Origin of the sequence: Streptomyces venezuelae (assembly GCF_008642375.1) — a bacterium.
GTDB classification, from domain to species: domain Bacteria; phylum Actinomycetota; class Actinomycetes; order Streptomycetales; family Streptomycetaceae; genus Streptomyces; species Streptomyces venezuelae_G.
In genome coordinates this window covers 5760403-5779451 of record NZ_CP029194.1, presented here as the reverse complement: position 1 = coordinate 5779451, position 19049 = coordinate 5760403, and the positions used below count along the sequence as shown (strand labels likewise).

General features: G+C 70.1%; 12 protein-coding genes. 1 reads left to right on the top strand and 11 read right to left on the bottom strand.

Translation table 11 applies throughout. The features are described from left to right. Window positions 1-35: 35 nt before the first annotated feature. A complete protein-coding gene (locus DEJ46_RS26495) occupies window positions 36-3644 on the bottom strand; it encodes a bifunctional glycosyltransferase/CDP-glycerol:glycerophosphate glycerophosphotransferase (protein ID WP_150270270.1) in 3609 nt (1202 codons plus the stop codon). Window positions 3645-4227: 583 nt separating this feature from the next. Here DEJ46_RS26495 and DEJ46_RS26490 point away from each other — a divergent pair. After that, complete coding sequence (locus DEJ46_RS26490) at window positions 4228-6543, top strand: bifunctional glycosyltransferase family 2 protein/CDP-glycerol:glycerophosphate glycerophosphotransferase (RefSeq protein WP_150270269.1); 2316 nt, start codon at window positions 4228-4230, stop codon at window positions 6541-6543. A gap of 150 nt (window positions 6544-6693) precedes the next feature. On the opposite strand, the gene DEJ46_RS26485 is transcribed toward DEJ46_RS26490, so the two are convergent. The 10 genes from DEJ46_RS26485 to folC form a co-directional block, all read right to left on the bottom strand. Beyond that, window positions 6694-8622 (bottom strand): TIGR03960 family B12-binding radical SAM protein, encoded by a 1929-nt coding sequence (locus DEJ46_RS26485; RefSeq protein ID WP_150270267.1) that lies wholly within the window; start codon window positions 8620-8622, stop codon window positions 6694-6696. Window positions 8623-8674: 52 nt separating this feature from the next. Further along, window positions 8675-10231: a CYTH and CHAD domain-containing protein gene (locus DEJ46_RS26480; RefSeq protein ID WP_150270265.1), complete on the bottom strand. Its 1557-nt coding sequence runs from the start codon at window positions 10229-10231 to the stop codon at window positions 8675-8677. 38 nt (window positions 10232-10269) lie between these two features. Further along, entirely contained in the window at window positions 10270-11469 is a 1200-nt protein-coding gene (rodA, locus tag DEJ46_RS26475; RefSeq protein WP_150270263.1) for a rod shape-determining protein RodA, read from the bottom strand. A gap of 4 nt (window positions 11470-11473) precedes the next feature. Further along, window positions 11474-13660 (bottom strand): penicillin-binding protein 2, encoded by a 2187-nt coding sequence (gene mrdA / locus DEJ46_RS26470; protein WP_150270261.1) that lies wholly within the window; start codon window positions 13658-13660, stop codon window positions 11474-11476. A 19-nt stretch (window positions 13661-13679) separates the two neighbouring features. Further along, window positions 13680-14348: a rod shape-determining protein MreD gene (mreD, locus tag DEJ46_RS26465; protein ID WP_150270259.1), complete on the bottom strand. Its 669-nt coding sequence runs from the start codon at window positions 14346-14348 to the stop codon at window positions 13680-13682. Continuing rightward, window positions 14345-15328, bottom strand: coding sequence for a rod shape-determining protein MreC (gene mreC, locus DEJ46_RS26460; protein WP_150270257.1), 984 nt, complete (start codon window positions 15326-15328; stop codon window positions 14345-14347). The genes mreD and mreC overlap by 4 nt, the downstream gene beginning before the upstream one ends. 92 nt (window positions 15329-15420) lie before the next feature. After that, window positions 15421-16440: a rod shape-determining protein gene (locus tag DEJ46_RS26455; protein WP_024755513.1), complete on the bottom strand. Its 1020-nt coding sequence runs from the start codon at window positions 16438-16440 to the stop codon at window positions 15421-15423. A 236-nt stretch (window positions 16441-16676) separates the two neighbouring features. Then, on the bottom strand, window positions 16677-17090 hold the full coding sequence (gene ndk, locus DEJ46_RS26450) for a nucleoside-diphosphate kinase (RefSeq protein WP_141301954.1): 414 nt from the start codon (window positions 17088-17090) through the stop codon (window positions 16677-16679). 66 nt (window positions 17091-17156) lie between these two features. Next, window positions 17157-17531, bottom strand: a complete 375-nt coding sequence (locus tag DEJ46_RS26445; protein ID WP_150270256.1) for a DUF4233 domain-containing protein — start codon at window positions 17529-17531, stop codon at window positions 17157-17159. Between the two features lie 5 nt (window positions 17532-17536). Next, a complete protein-coding gene (gene folC / locus DEJ46_RS26440; RefSeq protein WP_150270254.1) occupies window positions 17537-19036 on the bottom strand; it encodes a bifunctional tetrahydrofolate synthase/dihydrofolate synthase in 1500 nt (499 codons plus the stop codon). Window positions 19037-19049: the final 13 nt, after the last annotated feature.

Genomic DNA, 19049 nt, shown 5'->3' with positions numbered 1-19049 from the left:
GACCGGGGCTCTTGTCGTACGCCCGGGGGCACCGCCTACAGCGGCGCGCCCTCCTTGGCGATCTTGAACATCAGGTCGGCGACCCGGCCGGCCGCGTAGCCGTCGTCGAGGTCGCAGAACTGGTGGTGGAACTCGTCGTACTTCTCCTGGTACGCGACCGCCACCTCGTCGATCTCCCGGATGGCCTGGATCAGGTCGTCCGAGGTCTCCACCAGCGGGCCCGGGGCGTCCTGCTCGAAGTCGAAGTAGAACCCGCGCAGCCGGTCACGGTAGTGCTCGAGGTCGTACGTGAAGAAGAGCATCGGCCGGCGCAGGTGCGCGTAGTCGAACATGACCGACGAGTAGTCCGTGATCATGATGTCGGCGGCCAGGTAGAGGTCCGCGATGTCCGGGTACTCGGAGACGTCGAAGACGAAGCCGTTCCCGGCGCCCGGGATGCTGTCCACGATGTTCGAGTGGCGCCGGACGAGGAAGACGTGGTCGTCCCCGAGACGGCGGCGGGCGTCCTCCAGGTCGACCCGGAGGTCGAACTTGAACTGGCCACGGGCGTGGGAGAGGTCGTCGCGCCAGGTCGGCGCGTACAGCACGACCTTCTTGCCCTCGGGCAGTCCGAGGCGCGCCTTGACCTCCTTGGCCCGCTCGTCGCGGTCCTCGGCGTACAGGTAGTCGTTGCGCGGGTAGCCCGTCTCGGCGATCAGGCCGTTGTAGCCCATCGCCCGCTTGAGGATGGGCGTGCTGAAACGGTTCGACGAGACGAGGATGTTCCAGTTCGCCGCTTCCTGGACCAGGCGCTCGTGGTAGTTCGGGTCGAACTTCGGCGCCTCGATGTCGAGGCCGATCTTCTTGAGCATCGTGCCGTGCCAGGCCTGCACGATCACCTGTCCCGGCCGCCGCTTGATCCAGTGCGGGAGGTGGGCGTTGGTGATGATGTAGCGCGAGCGAGCCAGGGCGTCGTACCAGTCGGCGCCCTGGAAGCGGACCGCTTCGAGCGTGTCCGGGAGCTCGACCTGGCCGTCACGGACCAGCCAGCGGTGCTTCACGTCGGCACCGCGGCGCAGCAGCTCCTCGTGGACGGCGCGCGGGCTGTCCGAGAACTGCTTGCCGTTGTAGCTGATGTACAGGACCTCGTCGCGCAGCGGCAGCTCACGGCCGCGCTCGTAGACCTCGGTGCGCAGCTGGTACTGGCGGTTGGCGCCGCGCTCCATGTCGTTGAGGTCGGGCAGGCAGTTGAGCTGCGGGTGGTCCTGCCAGTGGACCTCCATGCGGTAGTCGCGGCCGCTGTGCGAGCCCTCCAGCGGGAACTGGGACACGGCGAGGCGGTCCACGACGAGCGGCAGGGACTGCTCCTCGTCGGAGGACTCCAGGCGGAGCACCCAGCGGCCGGCCTTGAGCGGCAGCCTGTTGTTGGTGCCCGTCATGGTGGCGGGGCGGAAGGAGGCCTCGAAGGAGCCGTCGGGCAGGACGTTGAGCGGGACCTTCCGCTCGTCGAAGCGGCCCTTGGCGCTGATGACCAGGTGGTGGTCGGACAGCTCGACGGGGGCGGCGCCGCGGATGAGGAACGTTCCGTCGGCGAAGGCGATGCCGGTGATCCGGGCGCGCAGCGGGCGGCCGGAGAACTTCAGGTAGCCGTTGGCTCCGGAGAGGACGGCCACCTCGTTCTGCATGGCCTCCTCGCCGAACTCGGCGGGCAGGCGGACCTGGAGGTCGGCCAGGCCGTCCTTGACGACGACCTTGACGGAGCGCTGCTTCTGGCCCGGCTCCGTGACCCGGATCTGGCTGCTCCAGTTGCGGCGCATCGTCTTCGCGGCGTCGGAACCGCCGCCGGCCGCGGCGTCGGCGCTGTCCTGGTGCTCGGGGAGCAGGGCTATGTCGCGCAGCGGGACGCTGATCCGCAGCCGGGTGTGCCCGCCGCTGACGCCGAGGACCTCGGCCGGGTAGGTGAGCACCTCGCCGCTGTTCTGGTTGGCGACCCGGAGGATGATCTCGGTGCCCATCGCGAAGGTCTCGCGGAAGACGGCCTCGACGACGATCTCGTCGCCGGAGGCCTTGAAGTCGGTGACGACGACCGGCACCTTCTCGATGCGCAGCTTGAGCGCGGCGCGCCGGATCTCCGGGACCATCCGGTAGTCGTCGTCGAGCCACTGGTACGGCGGGTAGGTCAGGCGGTCCGTGCCGTACGAGTGCACGGAGCGGGAGCGCACGAGGCCGCCGGACATGACACGCATGCCCACGTGCCAGAGGCCCTCCTGCCACTTGCCGCCCTTGCGGAACCGGGCGGGGTCGATGACGGTCTCCCAGCCGGCCCAGTCGAAGCTGTGGCCGCGGCCCTTGTGGCCGGAGGCGGTGGTGGCCTCGGGGGCGAAGATGTTGCCCAGCGGGACGAGGACGCGGCGCTGGGTGCCGTCCTTCTTCAGCTGGAGCAGCTTGACGACGCTGCGCTTGCCCGTCTGGTCGACGCGGTCGATCCAGGCGTGGCCGGACAGCTTCAGCTTGCCGTCCTCCCAGGTCAGCTCGTCCAGCGGGGAGCGGAGCTGGAGGTCCTTGTCGACGCGCAGGAGCTTCTTGGGCACGAGGTCGCCGCGGTCTTCCAGCGCGGAGTACTTGGCGTACTTGCGGACGACGCCGTCGAGTCCGACGGGCTCGCCGAGGCGCTCGGCCTCGATGAAGTCGACCAGCTCGTTCGCGGCGTGCTTGCGGACCAGCAGCCACTTGACGCGGAGCGCCGTGGGCAGCGTGTTGATCAGCTTGAAGTCGATCTGGTCGAGGAACTTGTTCGCCACGCGCAGGAACTCGGCGCGGTACTCCTCGTCACCGTCGGGCATCACGTTGAGGAAGATGCGCAGGTCGCCGGTGAGGACGGTCTTGTCGTACGCGAGCTTCAGCGCTTCGGCGTCGGGGTTGTTCTGCTCGGCGAGGAAGCGGCTGACGTGCTCGCAGCCGGTGGCCCGGTCACGGGCGGCCTTGGGCTCGTTGCGGCGCTGGGTGATCGAGGGGTTGGCCTCGCCCTCGCGCAGGCGCCAGTAGTAGCAGGGCTCGCTGATGATGTCGACGGACTCGGCGAGGAACTGGGCCGGCACGATGACCGGGGTGTCCTCGTACAGCACGCCCTCGGGGAAGCGCAGTCCGTGCTGCTCCCAGAAGTCACGGCGGAAGACCTTGTTGCAGGCGAGGCGGTCCGTCAGGAGGTTCTTGTTCTTCCGGACGTGCGTCTTCTTCACCGCGCCCCGGGACAGGAACCGGTGCATCGGGGACTGCCAGATCCTGGTGGAGTTGATGTGCTCCACGTTGCCCGTGGCGAAGGAGGAGCCGGTCTCGTCCAGGCTGCTGATCATGAGCCGGAAGGCGTCCGGCGGGATCATGTCGTCGCTGTCGACGTAGGTGACGAACTCGCTCTCCGGCGCCAGGCTGTCGAGTCCCGTGTTGCGGGCCGCACCCAGGCCGGCGTTCTCCTTGCGTATCAGCCTGAACCGGGCGTCCTGCTCCGCGAACTCCGCCGCGATGGCGTTGGAGTCGTCGGTGGAGCCGTCGTCGATCATGAGAACTTCCAGGTCCTGGAAGGTCTGCACGGCCAAGGAGTTGAGGCAGGCTGGGAGGTACTCCGCCACGTTGTAGATCGGGACGATGACGCTGAGCCGGGGTGCCATGAAGTTCTGCGTTCCTTTCTGGTTCAGACCCGCTCGACGAGCTCGAGCGCCTGAGGGGTGACGGGGCGTGCTAGGGGTTTTCCGGCGGATCGTCGGGAGGCGTCTCCACCCTCCGAGAAAGAGCCGCCGGGCGACGTGCTGGGCCGCACGCCCGCCGTCGAACTGCAGTACTTGTCCCGGTACCCGGTCCGCAGCTTAGCTGCCGGTCTCCGGCCCGCCCTGGAGAGAAGCGGACCTGGCCCCGCCCCGTGACGGGGGGATTCGTGACCAGAGACACAGAAGAGCGCAGGACCGTTTCCGCGCGTCCCTGCATGCGGGAGCGCGCGTGACGTACGTGGACCACCAGGGCCACTCGGGACATTCTTCACCGGTCCATCTGCCTGCATGACTGTGCGGCGGCCCCCGACCGCCGCAGCACTCCAGGGTAGACGATGCGCAATTCGGCCGTTCGCTCCTCGTTGACCCCCTCCTCACCCCTGGGGAAGGGTGCGTTAACCGCGTACGCGGGCGCCCGCGGCCTCCGGGGTGCGGAAAGCCTCCTGTCATACTGCGTTTGAGCGGTTCGACTGAGGAGACACAAGCCATGCCGGCTGCAGCCAATCCCCGATTCAGCGTGATCATCCCGGTGTACGGGGTCGAGGGCTACATCCGCGAGTGCCTCGAGTCGGTGACTACGCAGAGTTACCGAGATTTCGAGGTCATCGCGGTCGACGACTGCTCCCTCGACGGCAGCGGCGCCATCATCGACGAGATCGCCGCACGCGACCCCCGCGTGCGCGCCGTCCACCGCGCCGAGAACGGCGGCATAGGCGCCGCGCGCAACACCGGCGTCGAACACGCCCGCGGCGACTACCTGCTCTTCATCGACGGCGACGACTCGATCCGCCCCGGCTCCCTGCAGGCCATGGCGGACCGGCTCGCCGAGGCCCAGGACCCCGAGGTCCTCCTCTTCGACCACGTCCGCACCCACTTCGACGGCGCCGTCGAGCCCAGCAACTCCGGCCCGTACCTGGCCGGCATCCGCGGCCAGGTCGTCCGCCCCGCCGACCGCCTCGAACTGCTGCGGATGTTCGCCGTGGTCTGGAACCGACTCTACCGCCGCGACTTCTTCACCGGCGAGGGCTACGCCTTCACCGACGGCCTCTACGAGGACGCGCTCATGGTCTACACGTCCATGGCCGCGGCCCGGCGCGTCGCGGGCCTGGAGTACGTGGTCGTCGAGTACCGCCAGCGCCGGGTCGGCAGCTCGATGCGCAGCAGCACCCCGCGCAAGCACTTCGTGATCTTCGAGCAGTACCGCAGGGTCTTCGCGTACCTCGACGGCCGCCCCGGCCTCGACGAGTACCGCAGCACCGTCTTCACGCGGATGATCTCCCACTTCCTCTTCACCTTCGCCCGGGACTTCCGCATACCGAAGGGCCACCGTCGCGCGTACCTGAAGCAGGCCTCCAAGGTCTACCGCGACCTCGAACCGGCCGGCTACACGCCGCCGCCCGGCATCCTCGGCCTCAAGTTCAAGGTGCTGCGAAGCGGTTCGTACACCGGATTCGAAGGCCTCAAGGTCGTCAACGGCACCCGCGAGGCGAGCATCCGCTCCCTCGGCCGGTCCAAGCGCTGGGGCGGCCGCAAGGCCCTGCGCGCCTACTACGCCGTGCAGCGCCGCCTCCCCCTGGACGACAACCTCGCCGTGTACTCGGCCTATTGGGGCCGCACCCCCAGCTGCAACCCGCTCGCCGTGCACGAGGCGGCCAAGCGGGTCGCGCCCGGCATCCGCGCCGTGTGGGTCGTGAACCAGGAGTACGCCGGCAGCCTGCAGCCCGGCCTCAAGCGGATCGCCCCGGCCACCTTCGGCTACTGGAAGGCGCTGGCCCGGGCCAAGTACCTGGTCAACAACGTCAACTTCCCGGACGCCGTGATCAAGCGGCCCGGCCAGATCCACCTGCAGACGCACCACGGCACCCCGCTCAAGCGGATGGGCCTGGACCAGCAGTTCTACCCGGCCGTCTCCCGCAGCATGGACTTCGAGAAGCTGCTTGAGCGCGTCGACCGCTGGGACTGGAGCGTCTCCTCGAACCAGCACTCCACCGAGAACTGGGAGCGGGTCTACCCGGCCGCCTTCCGCACCCTGAACACCGGCTACCCCCGCAACGACGTCTACTACCGCGCCACCGCCGCGGACGTCCGCCGGATCCGCGCCGAACTCGGCATCGCGCACGACAAGACGGCGATCCTGTACGCCCCCACCGTGCGCGACCACCAGAAGGACGCCTTCGTCTCCCGGCTGGACCTGGCCCGCGTCGCCCGCGAACTCGGCCCGGACTTCGTGCTGTTGGTCCGCGCACACTACTTCTACGGCGGCGACAAGGAGTTGAGCTCGCTCGCCGACCGGGGCGCGCTCGTCGACGTGTCGCGGCACCCGTCCGTCGAGGACCTCTGCCTGGCGGCGGACGCGCTGGTCACGGACTACTCGTCGATCATGTTCGACTACGCCAACCTCGACCGGCCGATCGTCACGTACGCCGACGACTGGGAGGCCTACCGGACCTGCCGCGGCGTCACCTTCGACCTGCTCTCCGGCGAGCCCGGCGAGTCCCCCGGCGTGCTGACCACCAGCGAGGACGAGCTGATCGAGGCCTTCCGCAGCGGCGCCTGGGAGGGCGAGCAGGCGGCCACGCTGCGCCAGGCCTTCCGGGAGCGGTTCTGCACCTGGGACGACGGCTTCGCGGCCGAGCGGGTCGCCCGGCAGGTCTTCCTCGGCGAGGAGTCGCTGCGGCCGCCCGTCGTCCCGGTGGCCGAGCGCCGCCCGGCCCCGTCGCCGCGGGCGGCCGAGGGCCTCGCGACGCCCCGCCCCCGGGCCGCGGACCAGGACGAGCTCACCTCGGCGGGGTCCGACCACTAGGACCTGACCGACGTCACGGCGAGGCGCCCGGAGCAGGATGCTCCGGGCGCCTCTTCGTGTCGGGGGAGACCGGTGGGGGGAACGGGCGAGGGCCCGGCCGCGGGAATCCGCGACCGGGCCCTCGCCCGTTCTCGCTGTGCCTGCCGCGTGCTACTTCACGACCGACAGCGGCAGCAGCTTCTTGCCCGTCGGGCCGACCTGGATCTCGGTCTGCATCGCGGGGCAGACACCGCAGTCGAAGCACGGCGTCCAGCGGCAGTCCTCGACCTCGGTCTCGTCGAGCGCGTCCTGCCAGTCCTCCCAGAGCCAGTCCTTGTCGAGACCGGAGTCCAGGTGGTCCCAGGGCAGGACCTCCTCGTAGGTGCGCTCGCGGGTCGTGTACCAGGCGACGTCCACGCCGAAGCCGGGCAGCGTCTTCTCGGCGCACGCCATCCAGCGGTCGTACGAGAAGTGCTCGCGCCAGCCGTCGAAGCGGCCGCCGTCCTCGTACACGGCGCGGATGACCGAGCCGACGCGGCGGTCGCCGCGCGAGAGGAGGCCCTCGACGATGCCGGGCTTGCCGTCGTGGTAGCGGAAGCCGATCGAGCGGCCGTACTTCTTGTCGCCGCGGATCTTGTCGCGGAGCTTCGCGAGCCGCGCGTCCGTCTCCTCGGCCGACAGCTGCGGCGCCCACTGGAACGGGGTGTGCGGCTTCGGGACGAAACCGCCGATGGAGACGGTGCAGCGGATGTCGTTCTGCCCGGAGACCTGGCGGCCCTCGGCGATGACCTTGACGGCCATGTCGCCGATCTGGAGGACGTCCTCGTCGGTCTCCGTCGGCAGGCCGCACATGAAGTACAGCTTCACCTGGCGCCAGCCGTTGCCGTACGCCGTGGAGACGGTCCGGATCAGGTCCTCCTCCGAGACCATCTTGTTGATGACCTTGCGCATGCGCTCGGAGCCGCCCTCGGGGGCGAAGGTGAGGCCGGACCGGCGGCCGTTCCTCGTGAGCTCGTTGGCCAGGTCGACGTTGAAGGCGTCCACCCGGGTCGACGGGAGGGACAGGCCGACCTTGTCCTCCGTGTACCGGTCGGCGAGGCCCTTCGCGATGTCACCGATCTCGCTGTGGTCGGCGGAGGACAGCGAGAGGAGGCCGACCTCCTCGAAGCCGGTCGCCTTGAGACCCTTCTCGACCATCTCGCCGATGCCGGTGATGCTTCGCTCCCGCACGGGGCGCGTGATCATGCCGGCCTGGCAGAAACGGCAGCCGCGGGTACAGCCGCGGAAGATCTCGACGGACATGCGCTCGTGGACGGTCTCCGCGAGCGGGACGAGGGGCTGCTTGGGGTACGGCCACTCGTCGAGGTCCATGACGGTGTGCTTGGAGACACGCCACGGCACGCCGGACCTGTTGGGCACGACACGCCCGATACGGCCGTCCGGCAGGTACTCGACGTCGTAGAAGCCCGGGATGTAGACCGAGCCCGTCTTCGCGAGACGGAGGAGGACCTCCTCGCGGCCGCCCGGCCTGCCCTCAGCCTTCCAGGCGCGGATGATCTCGGTCATGTCGAGGACGGCCTGCTCGCCGTCGCCGATGATCGCCGCGTCGATGAAGTCCGCGATCGGCTCGGGGTTGAAGGCGGCGTGGCCGCCGGCGAGCACGATCGGGTGGTCGACGGTCCGGTCCTTCGACTCCAGCGGGATGCCGGCGAGGTCGAGGGCGGTCAGCATGTTCGTGTAGCCGAGCTCCGTGGAGAAGCTCAGGCCGAAGACGTCGAAGGCGCCGACGGGACGGTGGGAGTCGACCGTGAACTGCGGGACCTTGTGCTCACGCATGAGCTCTTCGAGGTCCGGCCACACGCTGTACGTGCGCTCGGCGAGGACGCCCTCGCGCTCGTTGAGCACCTCGTACAGGATCATGACGCCCTGGTTGGGCAGACCGACCTCGTACGCGTCCGGGTACATCAGCGCCCAGCGGACGTCGGCGGACTCCCACGGCTTCACCGTGGAGTTCAGCTCTCCACCGACGTACTGAATCGGCTTCTGCACGTGCGGGAGCAGAGCTTCGAGCTGCGGGAAGACAGACTCGGCAGCAGACATCTCGAACCTTCGTGAGCTGGCAGGGGGGCGACTCTCAAGCGTACCCCGGTGCTCAGCGACTCAGCGCCGCGCGGATTCCCGGGGCCGACGCCCGGGCCCAGGCAGCGGGGAGCTCGCCCTCCACGCCAGCCGCCGTGGCTTCCTCGCGGCCGTGGAGAAGTCCCCAGGTGAAAGCGGACTCGCCGGCCGCGTGGGCCTGGTCCGCGAGCTCGCGCAGGGCCTCCCGGGCGACCACGCCGTCCTGGTGTTCGCCCAGGAGGGACTGGACGGACTTCACACGCTTCGCGAACTTCCGTGCGGGCTTCCCGAGGGTGGGGGCGGCGGCGTCGGCCGCGTACCTCGCGCGTTTGGCGGCCTTGCGGGCCTCGTGGAGGGCCAGGTCGAGCTCCCGGCCGGAGTCGAGGGCGAGAGCCCGGTCGACACGGACGGTGAGGCGGTCGTGGTCCTTCAGGACGGCGCGCGCGAGCACCGCGCGGGCGTCACGGTCGGCCGCCGCGCGCAGGGGCGGGTCGGCGAGCAGCTCGTCGAGGGTGTCGAGCAGGGCGAGGCAGCGGGCCGAATCCAGTGCGGCGAGGGCACGGCGCCGGCCGCTCCGGGCGCGGGCCGCTGACCAGGTGCGCAGCCGGCCGCGGACCGGGCCGAGGCGCAGGGGCCGGGGCAGCGCGTCGATCCGGCCGCGCAGCCGCTCGGTCAGCACCTCCTGGTCCCGGGCGACGCCGAGCTCGCCGGCCAGCCACTTCAGCTCCGCGCCGACCGGGTCGGTGACGTCCCTGTCGAGGACCTTCCGGTACGTCTTGAAGGCGCTGCGCAGCCTGCGGCACGCGACCCGCAGCTGGTGCACGGCGTCGGGCAGGTCCCGCCGGACGGCCGGGTCGAGCGCGACGATCGCCTCGGCCTGCTCGCGCACATAGGCGAGGACGGCGTGCCCGGCGGTGCCGGGGGCGGGGGCGTCGCCGGGGGCGGGTGCCTCGCCGGGGGCGGGTGCCTCGGATCGTGGGGCCGTCTCCGCCAGGGCCCTCGACAGTTTGGAGGGCGCCGCCGAGGGGCGGATGTCCGCCTTGCGCAGCCGCTTCTCGATCGCGTCGAGGAGCGCTTCGTCCGCGCCTTCGGCGGCGTCGGCTTTGTCGGCGAGTTCGACCTCGATCTCCGTCCAGGTGGCCTCCGCTCCCCCGGGCAGCCGTTCCGCGTGGACGGTGTCGACGGAGAGTTCGGCCAGGAGGGTGCCGTCGGCGGCCTGGAGGTGGCGGACGTCACGGGCGGAGCGGAGGCGTACGACGGGGACGACCTCGCCGCCCCGGACCCGGGAGCGCAGGAGCCCCGCCAGCTCACCCGGGAGGGTGTCGGCCAGCGGGGCCCTGATCTCGTCGCGGATGCCGGAGGCGACGGGGAACTTGAGGTGCCAGCCCTCGTCGCTCCCGCCCGTGCGGCGCCGCAGGGTGACACCGCCGGCGGCGAGCCGCAGGTCGGGGGTGTCGTAGTAGACCGCGTCGAGCTCCATGACGCCCTCGGCCACCATCGCCGCGACCGCGGGGACCCGGGTGAGGTCCGGGACCCGGGTCCTGCTCGTGGCTTCGTACTTCCGCTCGATCTCGCGCTTCGTCTCCGCCATGAGACGAATCTAATACGCCTGGCCCCGCCGGGCGGGCCCTATGCCGTCATCGGGCGCTGCACCCGGATCGACTGCAGCAGCCCGATCGCCACCCACACGGCGAACATCGACGAGCCGCCGTACGAGACGAACGGCAGCGGCAGACCCGCGACCGGCATGATGCCGAGCGTCATGCCGATGTTCTCGAAGGACTGGAAGGCGAACCAGGCGATGATGCCGCCCGCGACGACCGTGCCGTAGAGCTCGGTGGTCTCGCGGGCGATCCGGCAGGCCCGCCAGAGGACGACGCCGAGGAGCAGCAGGATCAGGCCCGCGCCGACAAAGCCGAGCTCCTCCCCCGCGACCGTGAAGACGAAGTCCGTCTGCTGCTCGGGCACGAACTGGCCGGTGGTCTGGGAGCCCTTGAAGAGTCCGGCGCCGAGGAGGCCGCCGGAGCCGATCGCGATGCGGGCCTGGTTGGTGTTGTAGCCGACGCCCGCGGGGTCGAGGTCGGGGTTGGCGAAGGCGGCGAAGCGGTTGATCTGGTACTCGTCCAGCATGCCGAGCGCCGTGACGAGGACCGCGCCCCCGATGCCCGCGCCGATCAGGCCGAGGACCCAGCGGTTGGAGGCGCCGGAGGCGAGCAGCACGCCGAGCACGATGACGGCCATGACCATGACCGAGCCGAGGTCGGGCATCAGCATCACGATGCCCATGGGGAGGGCGGCCAGCGTGAGGGCCTTGGCGACGGTCCGGTGGTCGGGATAGAGCTGGTCGCCCGCGTCGACCTTGGCGGCCAGCAGCATCGCCATGACCAGGATGATCGTGATCTTCACGAACTCGCTGGGCTGGAGGGAGAAGCCGCCGCCGACGACGATCCACGCGTGGGCGCCGTTGATGGTGGCGCCGAGCGGGGTGAGGACGGCGAGGATCAGCACGATCGACAGCGTGTAGAGGATCGGGACCGCGCCGCGCAGGGTGCGGTGGCCGAGCCAGATCGTGCCGATCATCAGGGCGACCCCGATGCCGGTGTTGAGCACGTGCCGGAAGAGGAAGTAGTACGGGTCGCCCTGGTTCAGCTCGGTGCGGTTCCGGGTCGCGGACCAGACGAGCAGCGACCCGATGAAGGAGAGCGCGAGCGCCGAGAGCAGCATGGGCCAGTCGAGGCGCCGGAGCAGCGAGTCGCGGGCGGTGAGTTTCGCCAGCGGCCCGCGCTCGGGTGCGTAACGGGAGACGGAGAAGCTCGTACGTGTCGTCATCGGGTCAGTCCCTCAGGTGGGCGGGCGGGCCTGCGAGCGGCGGCGGTGCGCCGTTCTCGGCGGGGTCGACCAGCTGGGACTTCGGGTCGTACGGCTTGATGTCGGGGGCGTCGATGGTGCCGTCGGCGTTGACCTTCGGCAGGGCCTTCTGCGGCTCGGGGAGCAGGGCCCGCTTGAGGTCCTGGTTGCCCGCGTCGTCGAGGCCGTAGAGGGCGTCGTAGATGTTGCGCACGGCGGGGCCGGAGGCTCCGGAGCCGGTGCCGCCCTGGGAGATCGTCATGACGATGGTGAAGTCGTCGGAGTAGGTCGCCAGCCAGGAGGTGGTCTGCTTGCCGTAGACCTGGGCGGTGCCGGTCTTGGCCCGCAGCGGGATCTTGTCCTGGGGCCAGCCACCGAACCGCCAGGCGGCGGTGCCGCCGGGCTCGACGACCGAGCGCAGGCCCTTGTCGAGGTCGCGGACGGTCTCGGCGCTGATCGGCAGCTTGCCGTGGGCCTTCGGCTTGATCTCCCGGACGCTCTTGCCGTCGGGGCTGATGACGGCCTTGCCGACGGTGGGGTTGAAGAGGGTGCCGCCGTTGCTGATGGCGGAGTAGGCCGTGGCCATCTGGATGGGGGTGACGAGGACGTCGCCCTGGCCGATGGCGAAGTTGATGCTGTCGTAGGCCTTGAGCTGATTGCCTTCGAGGCAGCTCTCGTAGGCGATCTGCTCGACGTAGGTGCCGCCCTTCTTGCCCTGCTTGCACCAGGCGTCCTTGTTGGCCGCCCAGAAGTTCTGCTTCCACTGGCGGTCGGGGATGCGGCCCGTGACCTCGTTGGGCAGGTCGATGCCGGTCTCGGAGCCGAGTCCGAAGTCCCGGGCGGTGCGGTAGAACCAGTCGTTGGCGCCCTGCTTGGGCTTGATCCCGCCGTCGCGCTGCCACTCCTGGTGCCCCAGGGCGTAGAAGACGGTGTTGCAGGAGTACTTGAGTGCCTCGCCCAGGGTGATGGGGCCGTGGCCCTTGGACTCGAAGTTGGCGAAGCTGCGGTTGCCGAGGCTGTAGGAGGCGCTGCAGTTGTACTTGTCGTTGAAGTCGTGGCCGGCCCGTACGACGGCGCTCGCCGACACGACCTTGAAGATGGAGCCCGCCGGGGCCTGGCCCTGGATGGCCCGGTTGAGCAGCGGGTAGTTGGAGTTCTTGCTGGTGAGCGCGGCGTAGTCCTTGGCGGAGATGCCGCCGACCCAGGCGTTCGGGTCGTAGTCGGGCTGGGAGGCCATCGCGACGATGCGACCGGTCTTCGTCTCCATGACGACGACGGCGCCCGCGTCGGCCTCGTACTTGCGGTTGGTGATCTTGTCGGTCTCGCCGCGGACGGCCTTCATGGCCTGGTTGAGCTCGTACTCGGCGACGGCCTGGACCCGGGCGTCGATGCTGGTGACGAGGGTGGAGCCGGCGACCCCGGGGTCGGACTCGGTCTGGCCCATGACCCGGCCGAGGTTGTCGACCTCGTAGCGGGTCACGCCCGCCTTGCCGCGCAGCTCCTTGTCGTACGTGCGCTCGATGCCGGAGCGGCCGGCCTGGTCGGAGCGGAGGAACGGCGAGTCGCTGTCCTTGGCCTTCTCGATCTCGGCGTCGGTGACGGGCGAGAGGTAGCCGAGGACCTGCGCGGTGCGGGCCTTGCCGGGCGCGGGGTAGCGGCGTACGGCGGCGGGTTCGGCGGTGATGCCGGGGAAGTCCTCGGAGGCCTCGCGGATCGTCAGCGCCTGCTGGGTGGTGGCCTCGTCGGTGACGGGGATCGGCTGGTAGGGCGAACCGTTCCAGCAGGGCTTGGGGGTCTGGGAGTCGCAGAGGCGGATCTTGTTGATGACGTCCTCGGGCTTCATCTCCAGGACGCCGGCGAGCCGGGTGAGGACGTCCTTGCCCTTGTCCTTTATCTTCATCAGCTCGGTACGGGACGCCGAGACGACCAGGCGGGTCTCGTTGTCGGCGAGCGGGACGCCGCGGGCGTCCAGGATGGAGCCGCGGACGGCGGGCTGGACGACCTGCTGGACGTGGTTGTTCTTCGCCTCGTCCGTGTACTCCTTGCCGTTCCGGATCTGGAGGTACCAGAGGCGGCCTCCCAGGGTCAGGAGCAGCGAGAAGACGAGGATCTGGATGACGACGAGCCGGATCTGGACCCGCGGGGTCCGCCCGGTCTCGGGGATGTTGCTCATACTGCCGGGACCCCCTCGGTCACAGTCGCTTGACTCCCTTGATGCGTCCGGCCTTTGAGGCGCGGCCGCGGGCGGCCTTCACGCGCAGGCCGCCTCGCTGGTTGCCGATCCGCAGGCCCGTGCCGGAGGACAGCCAGCCGGAGGCGACGTCGGCGCCGTTCGCCCCGGTGGCGTCGGCGAGTGGATCGTTCTCGGCGCGCCGGGCCAGCGCCATGATGAGCGGCACGGTGAAGGGCGCGAGGAGCAGGTCGTAGACCGCCGCGGTGAAGAGCAGGTAGCCGAGGCCCACATGGCGGGCGGCGGTGTCGCCGACGAGGGCGCCCACGCCCGCGTAGAGCAGCGTGGAGCCGACGGCCGCGGCGACGACGACGGCCATGGGGCCGGTCGCGGAGGTGAGCCGGCCGTTCTCGGGCTTGGCGAGGCCGACGAGGTAGCCGATGACGCAGAGCACGAGGGCGTAGCGGCCGGCGGCGTGGTCGGCGGGCGGGGCGAGGTCGGCGAGGAGGCCGGCGGTGAAGCCGATGAGGGAGCCGCTGACGGGGCCGTACACCAGGGCGAGGGCGACCACGGTGAGGAGGACCAGGTCGGGGACGGCGCCGGGGAGTTGCAGGCGGGCGAGGACGGAGACCTGGACGACGAGGGCGACCACGATCAGGGTCGCGGAGAGGAGGATGCGGTTGAACTTCACGGTGTCGCGTCCCCCTGGTCCTGGCCCTGCTGGTTCTCGTTCGGCTTCTGTCCGTCGGCTGCCTGCTGTCCGTCCGGTGGCGGCGGCGTGACCGTGACGGTGACGGTCGGGGCGGGCTTGGGCTTCGGCGGCAGGACCGTGTCGCGCGGGTTGGAGCGGGGGGCCTGGACGACGACGCCGACGATGTCGAGCTTGGTGAAGCCGACGTACGGGCGGACGTAGACGTTCCGGGTCAGGCCGCCGCCCGCGGGGTCGATGCGGACGATCTCGCCGACCGGGACGCCGGGCACGAAGGGCTTGTCGCCGCTGGAGCCGAAGGTGACGAGACGGTCGCCCGGCTTCACCTTGGCCTTGCCGTTGAGGAGCTGGACGAGCAGGGGGCCGTCGCCCTGGCCGGTGGCGAAGCCGAGCTCGTTGCTCTTCTCCATGCGCGTGCCGACGGTGAAGTCGGGGTCGTTGGCGAGGAGGACCGTGGAGGTGGACGGGCCGACGGTGGTGACCCGGCCGACGAGTCCGGAGCCGTTGAGGACGGTCATGTCCCGCTTGACGCCGTCGCGGGCGCCGATGTCGACGGTGACGGTCCAGGAGAAGCCTTGGGCCGCTCCTATGGCGATGACCTGCGCGCCCTTGATGCCGTACTGCCCGGCGCCGGCCGTCCTGAGGATGGAGTCGAGCTCGCGCAGCCTGTTGCGGTTGCGGTCGTCGCTGCCGAGCTCGGCCTTCAGCTCGGCGTTCTCCTTCTCCAGGGCGGCGATCCGGGTGTGCCGCTCACCGGAGTCGCGTACCGCGCCTATGGCGTTCCCGATGGGGTCGACGGCCGCCGCCACACCGTTCTCGACGGGCCCGAAGACCGCGGCGGCGGCCTGCCGGGCACCGTCGACGGGTGACTCCTGGCCTCCGCGGATGTCCACCGTGATCAGTGCGAACGCGATGGCGATCAGCAGCACCAGGAGCAGCCGGCTCTCTCGTGTGTCCCTCACGTGCGGCGGCCGTGCCTTTCCTCGTGGTTCGTTGTTCGGCTGTGCTTGTTCTCTTGTGGGTACTGCTCGTGTGGTGCGGGTGCGGTACGCGCCTAGCGGCGCGGCTGGGCGTCCAGGACCTGCTGGAGGGCCTCGAACTCCTCCACACACTTGCCGGCGCCGAGCGCCACCGAGTCCAGCGGGTCCTCGGCGATGTGGATCGGCATGCCGGTCTCGCGGCGGAGCCGCTCGTCGAGGCCGCGGAGCAGGGCGCCTCCACCGGTGAGAACGATCCCGCGGTCCATGACGTCACCGGAGAGCTCCGGCGGGCACTTGTCGAGGGTCGTCTTCACGGCGTCGACGATCGAGTTGACCGGCTCCTCGATGGCCTTGCGGACCTCTGCGGCGGAGATGACCACCGTCTTGGGCAGACCGGAGACGAGGTCGCGGCCGCGGATCTCGGTGTGCTCGTCGTTGTCGAGGTCGTAGGCCGAACCGATGGTGATCTTGATCTGCTCGGCGGTCCGCTCACCGAGGAGGAGCGAGTACTCCTTCTTGATGTGCTGGATGATCGCGTTGTCCAGCTCGTCGCCGGCGACCCGGATCGACTGTGCCGTGACGATTCCGCCGAGCGAGATGACGGCGACCTCGGTGGTGCCGCCGCCGATGTCGACGACCATGTTGCCGGTGGCCTCGTGGACGGGGAGGCCCGAGCCGATGGCCGCCGCCATGGGCTCCTCGATGATGTGCACCTGGCGGGCACCGGCCTGCGTCGAGGCCTCGATGACGGCGCGGCGCTCCACGCCGGTGATGCCGGAGGGCACGCAGACGACGACCCGGGGGCGCGCGAGGTAGCGACGCTTGTGGATCTTGAGGATGAAGTAGCGGAGCATCCGCTCCGTGATCTCGAAGTCGGCGATCACGCCGTCCTTGAGCGGGCGGACGGCGACGATGTTGCCGGGCGTCCGGCCGATCATCTTCTTCGCTTCGGCGCCGACCGCCAGGATGCCGCCGGTGTTGGTGTTGATGGCGACGACGGACGGCTCGTTCAGAACGATGCCTCGGCCCCTGACGTACACCAGCGTGTTGGCGGTCCCGAGGTCGACAGCCATGTCACGGCCGATGAACGACATTGAGTTCCCCTTGATTTCCCATGGCTGAGAGTGGTGCGGCGTGGAGTTTTCCATCGTAGTGCCGCCCGCGCGGATGCCGCGCGTTGGTCCACCTCAGTACTGGTGACGGCAGGACGCGGCGATCCGTTCCCGGGATTGGCGTTCATATGCCTGGGGGCGACCGAAATTCCTTCGGTCGCCCCACAGGGTTGTGCCGATCGGCTGACGCCGGGTCAGCGACGGATCGGCACACCGGATCAGACGAGACCCGGGAAGAAGATCTTCAGCTCGCGGAGCGCCGACTCCTCGGAGTCCGAGGCGTGGATCAGGTTCTCACGGACGATGGTGCCGAAGTCGCCCCGGATGGAGCCGGGCGCGGCGGCGATCGGGTCGGTCGGGCCGGCGAGCTGGCGGACGCCCTCGATGACCCGCTCGCCCTCGACGACGAGCGCGACAACGGGACCGGAGGACATGAAGCCCATCAGCGGCTCGTAGAAGGGCTTGCCCTTGTGCTCGCCGTAGTGCTGCTCCAGCGTGTCCTGGTCCAGCTCGCGCAGCTCCAGGGCCGCCAGGGTCCAGCCGGCCTTGCGCTCGATACGGCCGATGATCTCGCCGATCAGGCCGCGGCGGACGGCGTCGGGCTTGAGCAGGACGAGCGTGCGCTGGCTCACGGGGGGACTCCTTCGGAAAAGCGGTGTGCGGGACCTCCGAGGCTACAGGTCCCGCACGGCCCTCGATTACGCAGCGTCAGGCCCTGCCGTGGCCTGCGCGCCCTGGCCGGCCTGCGACTCGGCCCAACGGGCCTTGATGTCGTCGACCTTCCGGCCGTAGTGCACCGAGGCCCACCACAGGACGGCGAAGGCGGCGCCGAGGACGAACATGACCGGCACGAAGAAACCGCTGGCGATCAGGCCGATCTGGAGCGCCCAGCCGAGCTGTACGCCGCCGGGGCGGGTGACCATCCCGCACAGCAGTACCGACAGGAGCATCGCGACGCCGCAGACGGTCCAGACGGTCGACATCTCCAGGCTGTCGTCCTTCATGGCGACGAGACCGGCGAAGCCGATGACGAAGAACTCGCCGATGAGCGTCGAGGAGCAGAGCATGCGCATCGGTTTCAGCCCCTTCGCAGCAGCAGCCGGGCGTCGCCGACCGTGAAGATCGAACCGGTCACGAGGACTCCCGCACCGCCGTACTCGGCTTCTTCCTCCGCGAGGGTGATCGCGGCCTCGATGGCGTCGTCGAGCCGCGGCTCGACGACGACCCGGTCCTCGCCGAAGACCTCGACCGCGATCGCGGCGAGCGCGTCGACGTCCGTGGCCCGCGGGTTGGAGTTCGTGGTGATCACGACCTCCGCGAAGATCGGCTCGAAGGCCTCCAGGAGACCCCGGGCATCCTTCTCCGCGCTCGTGGAGACGACGCCGACGAGCCGCGAGAAGCCGAAGGCCTCACTGACGCCCTCCGCCGTGGCCCGCGCGCCGTGCGGGTTGTGCGCGGCGTCGAGGATCACCGTCGGGGAGGAGCGGACGATCTCCAGGCGGCCGGGCGAGGCGACCTGGGCGAAGGCCCGGCGGACCGTGTCCGCGTCCAGGGTCCGCGCGTGGTCCGCGCCGATCCCGAAGAAGGCCTCGACCGCGGCGAGCGCCACGGCCGCGTTGTGCGCCTGGTAGGCGCCGTGCAGCGGCAGGAACACGCCGTCGTACTCGCCGCCGAGACCGCGCAGGGTGAGGAGCTGCCCGCCGACCGCGACCTCGCGGGAGACGATGCCGAACTCCATGCCCTCGCGGGCGACGGTGGCGTCCGCCTCGACGGCCTTCTTCAGCAGGACCTGGGCGGCGTCCACCGGCTGCTGGGCCAGGATGACGGTCGCGCCCTGCTTGATGATCCCGGACTTCTCGCCGGCGATCTCGCCGGTGGTCCCGCCGAGCCGGTCGGTGTGGTCGAGGTCGATCGGGGTGACGACGGCGACCGAGGCGTCGATCACGTTCGTCGCGTCCCAGGTGCCGCCCATGCCGACCTCGACGACGGCCACGTCGACCGGGGCGTCGGCGAAGGCCGCGTACGCCATTCCGGTGAGGACCTCGAAGAAGGAGAGGCGGTACTCCTCGCGGGCGTCGACCAGCTCCACGTACGGCTTGACGTCCTGGTACGTCTCGACGAACCGCTCGGCGGAGATCGGGGCGCCGTCCAGGCTGATCCGCTCGGTGATCGTCTGCACGTGCGGCGAGGTGTACCGCCCGGTGCGCAGCTCGAAGGCGCCGAGCAGCGCCTCGATCATGCGGGCCGTCGACGTCTTGCCGTTGGTGCCGGTGACGTGGATCGAGGGGTACGCGCGCTGCGGCTCGCCGAGCACGTCCATCAGGGCCGCGATCCGGGTCACCGAGGGCTCCAGCTTGGTCTCGCCCCAGCGGGTGGACAGCTCGGTCTCGACCTCGCGCAGCGCCTTGTCGAGCTCCGGGTCCTCGGGACGGCTCGGCACGGGGTCGCCCTGCGGCGGACCGCCCTGCGTGCGCAGGGTACGGCTGCCGGCCTCGATCACCGCCAGGTCGGGGTCGCGGTTCGTCTCGGTGTCGACGATGTCGTCGAACTGGTCATTCGGGTCGCTCGGCTCGCTCACGGGGCCAGTCTAC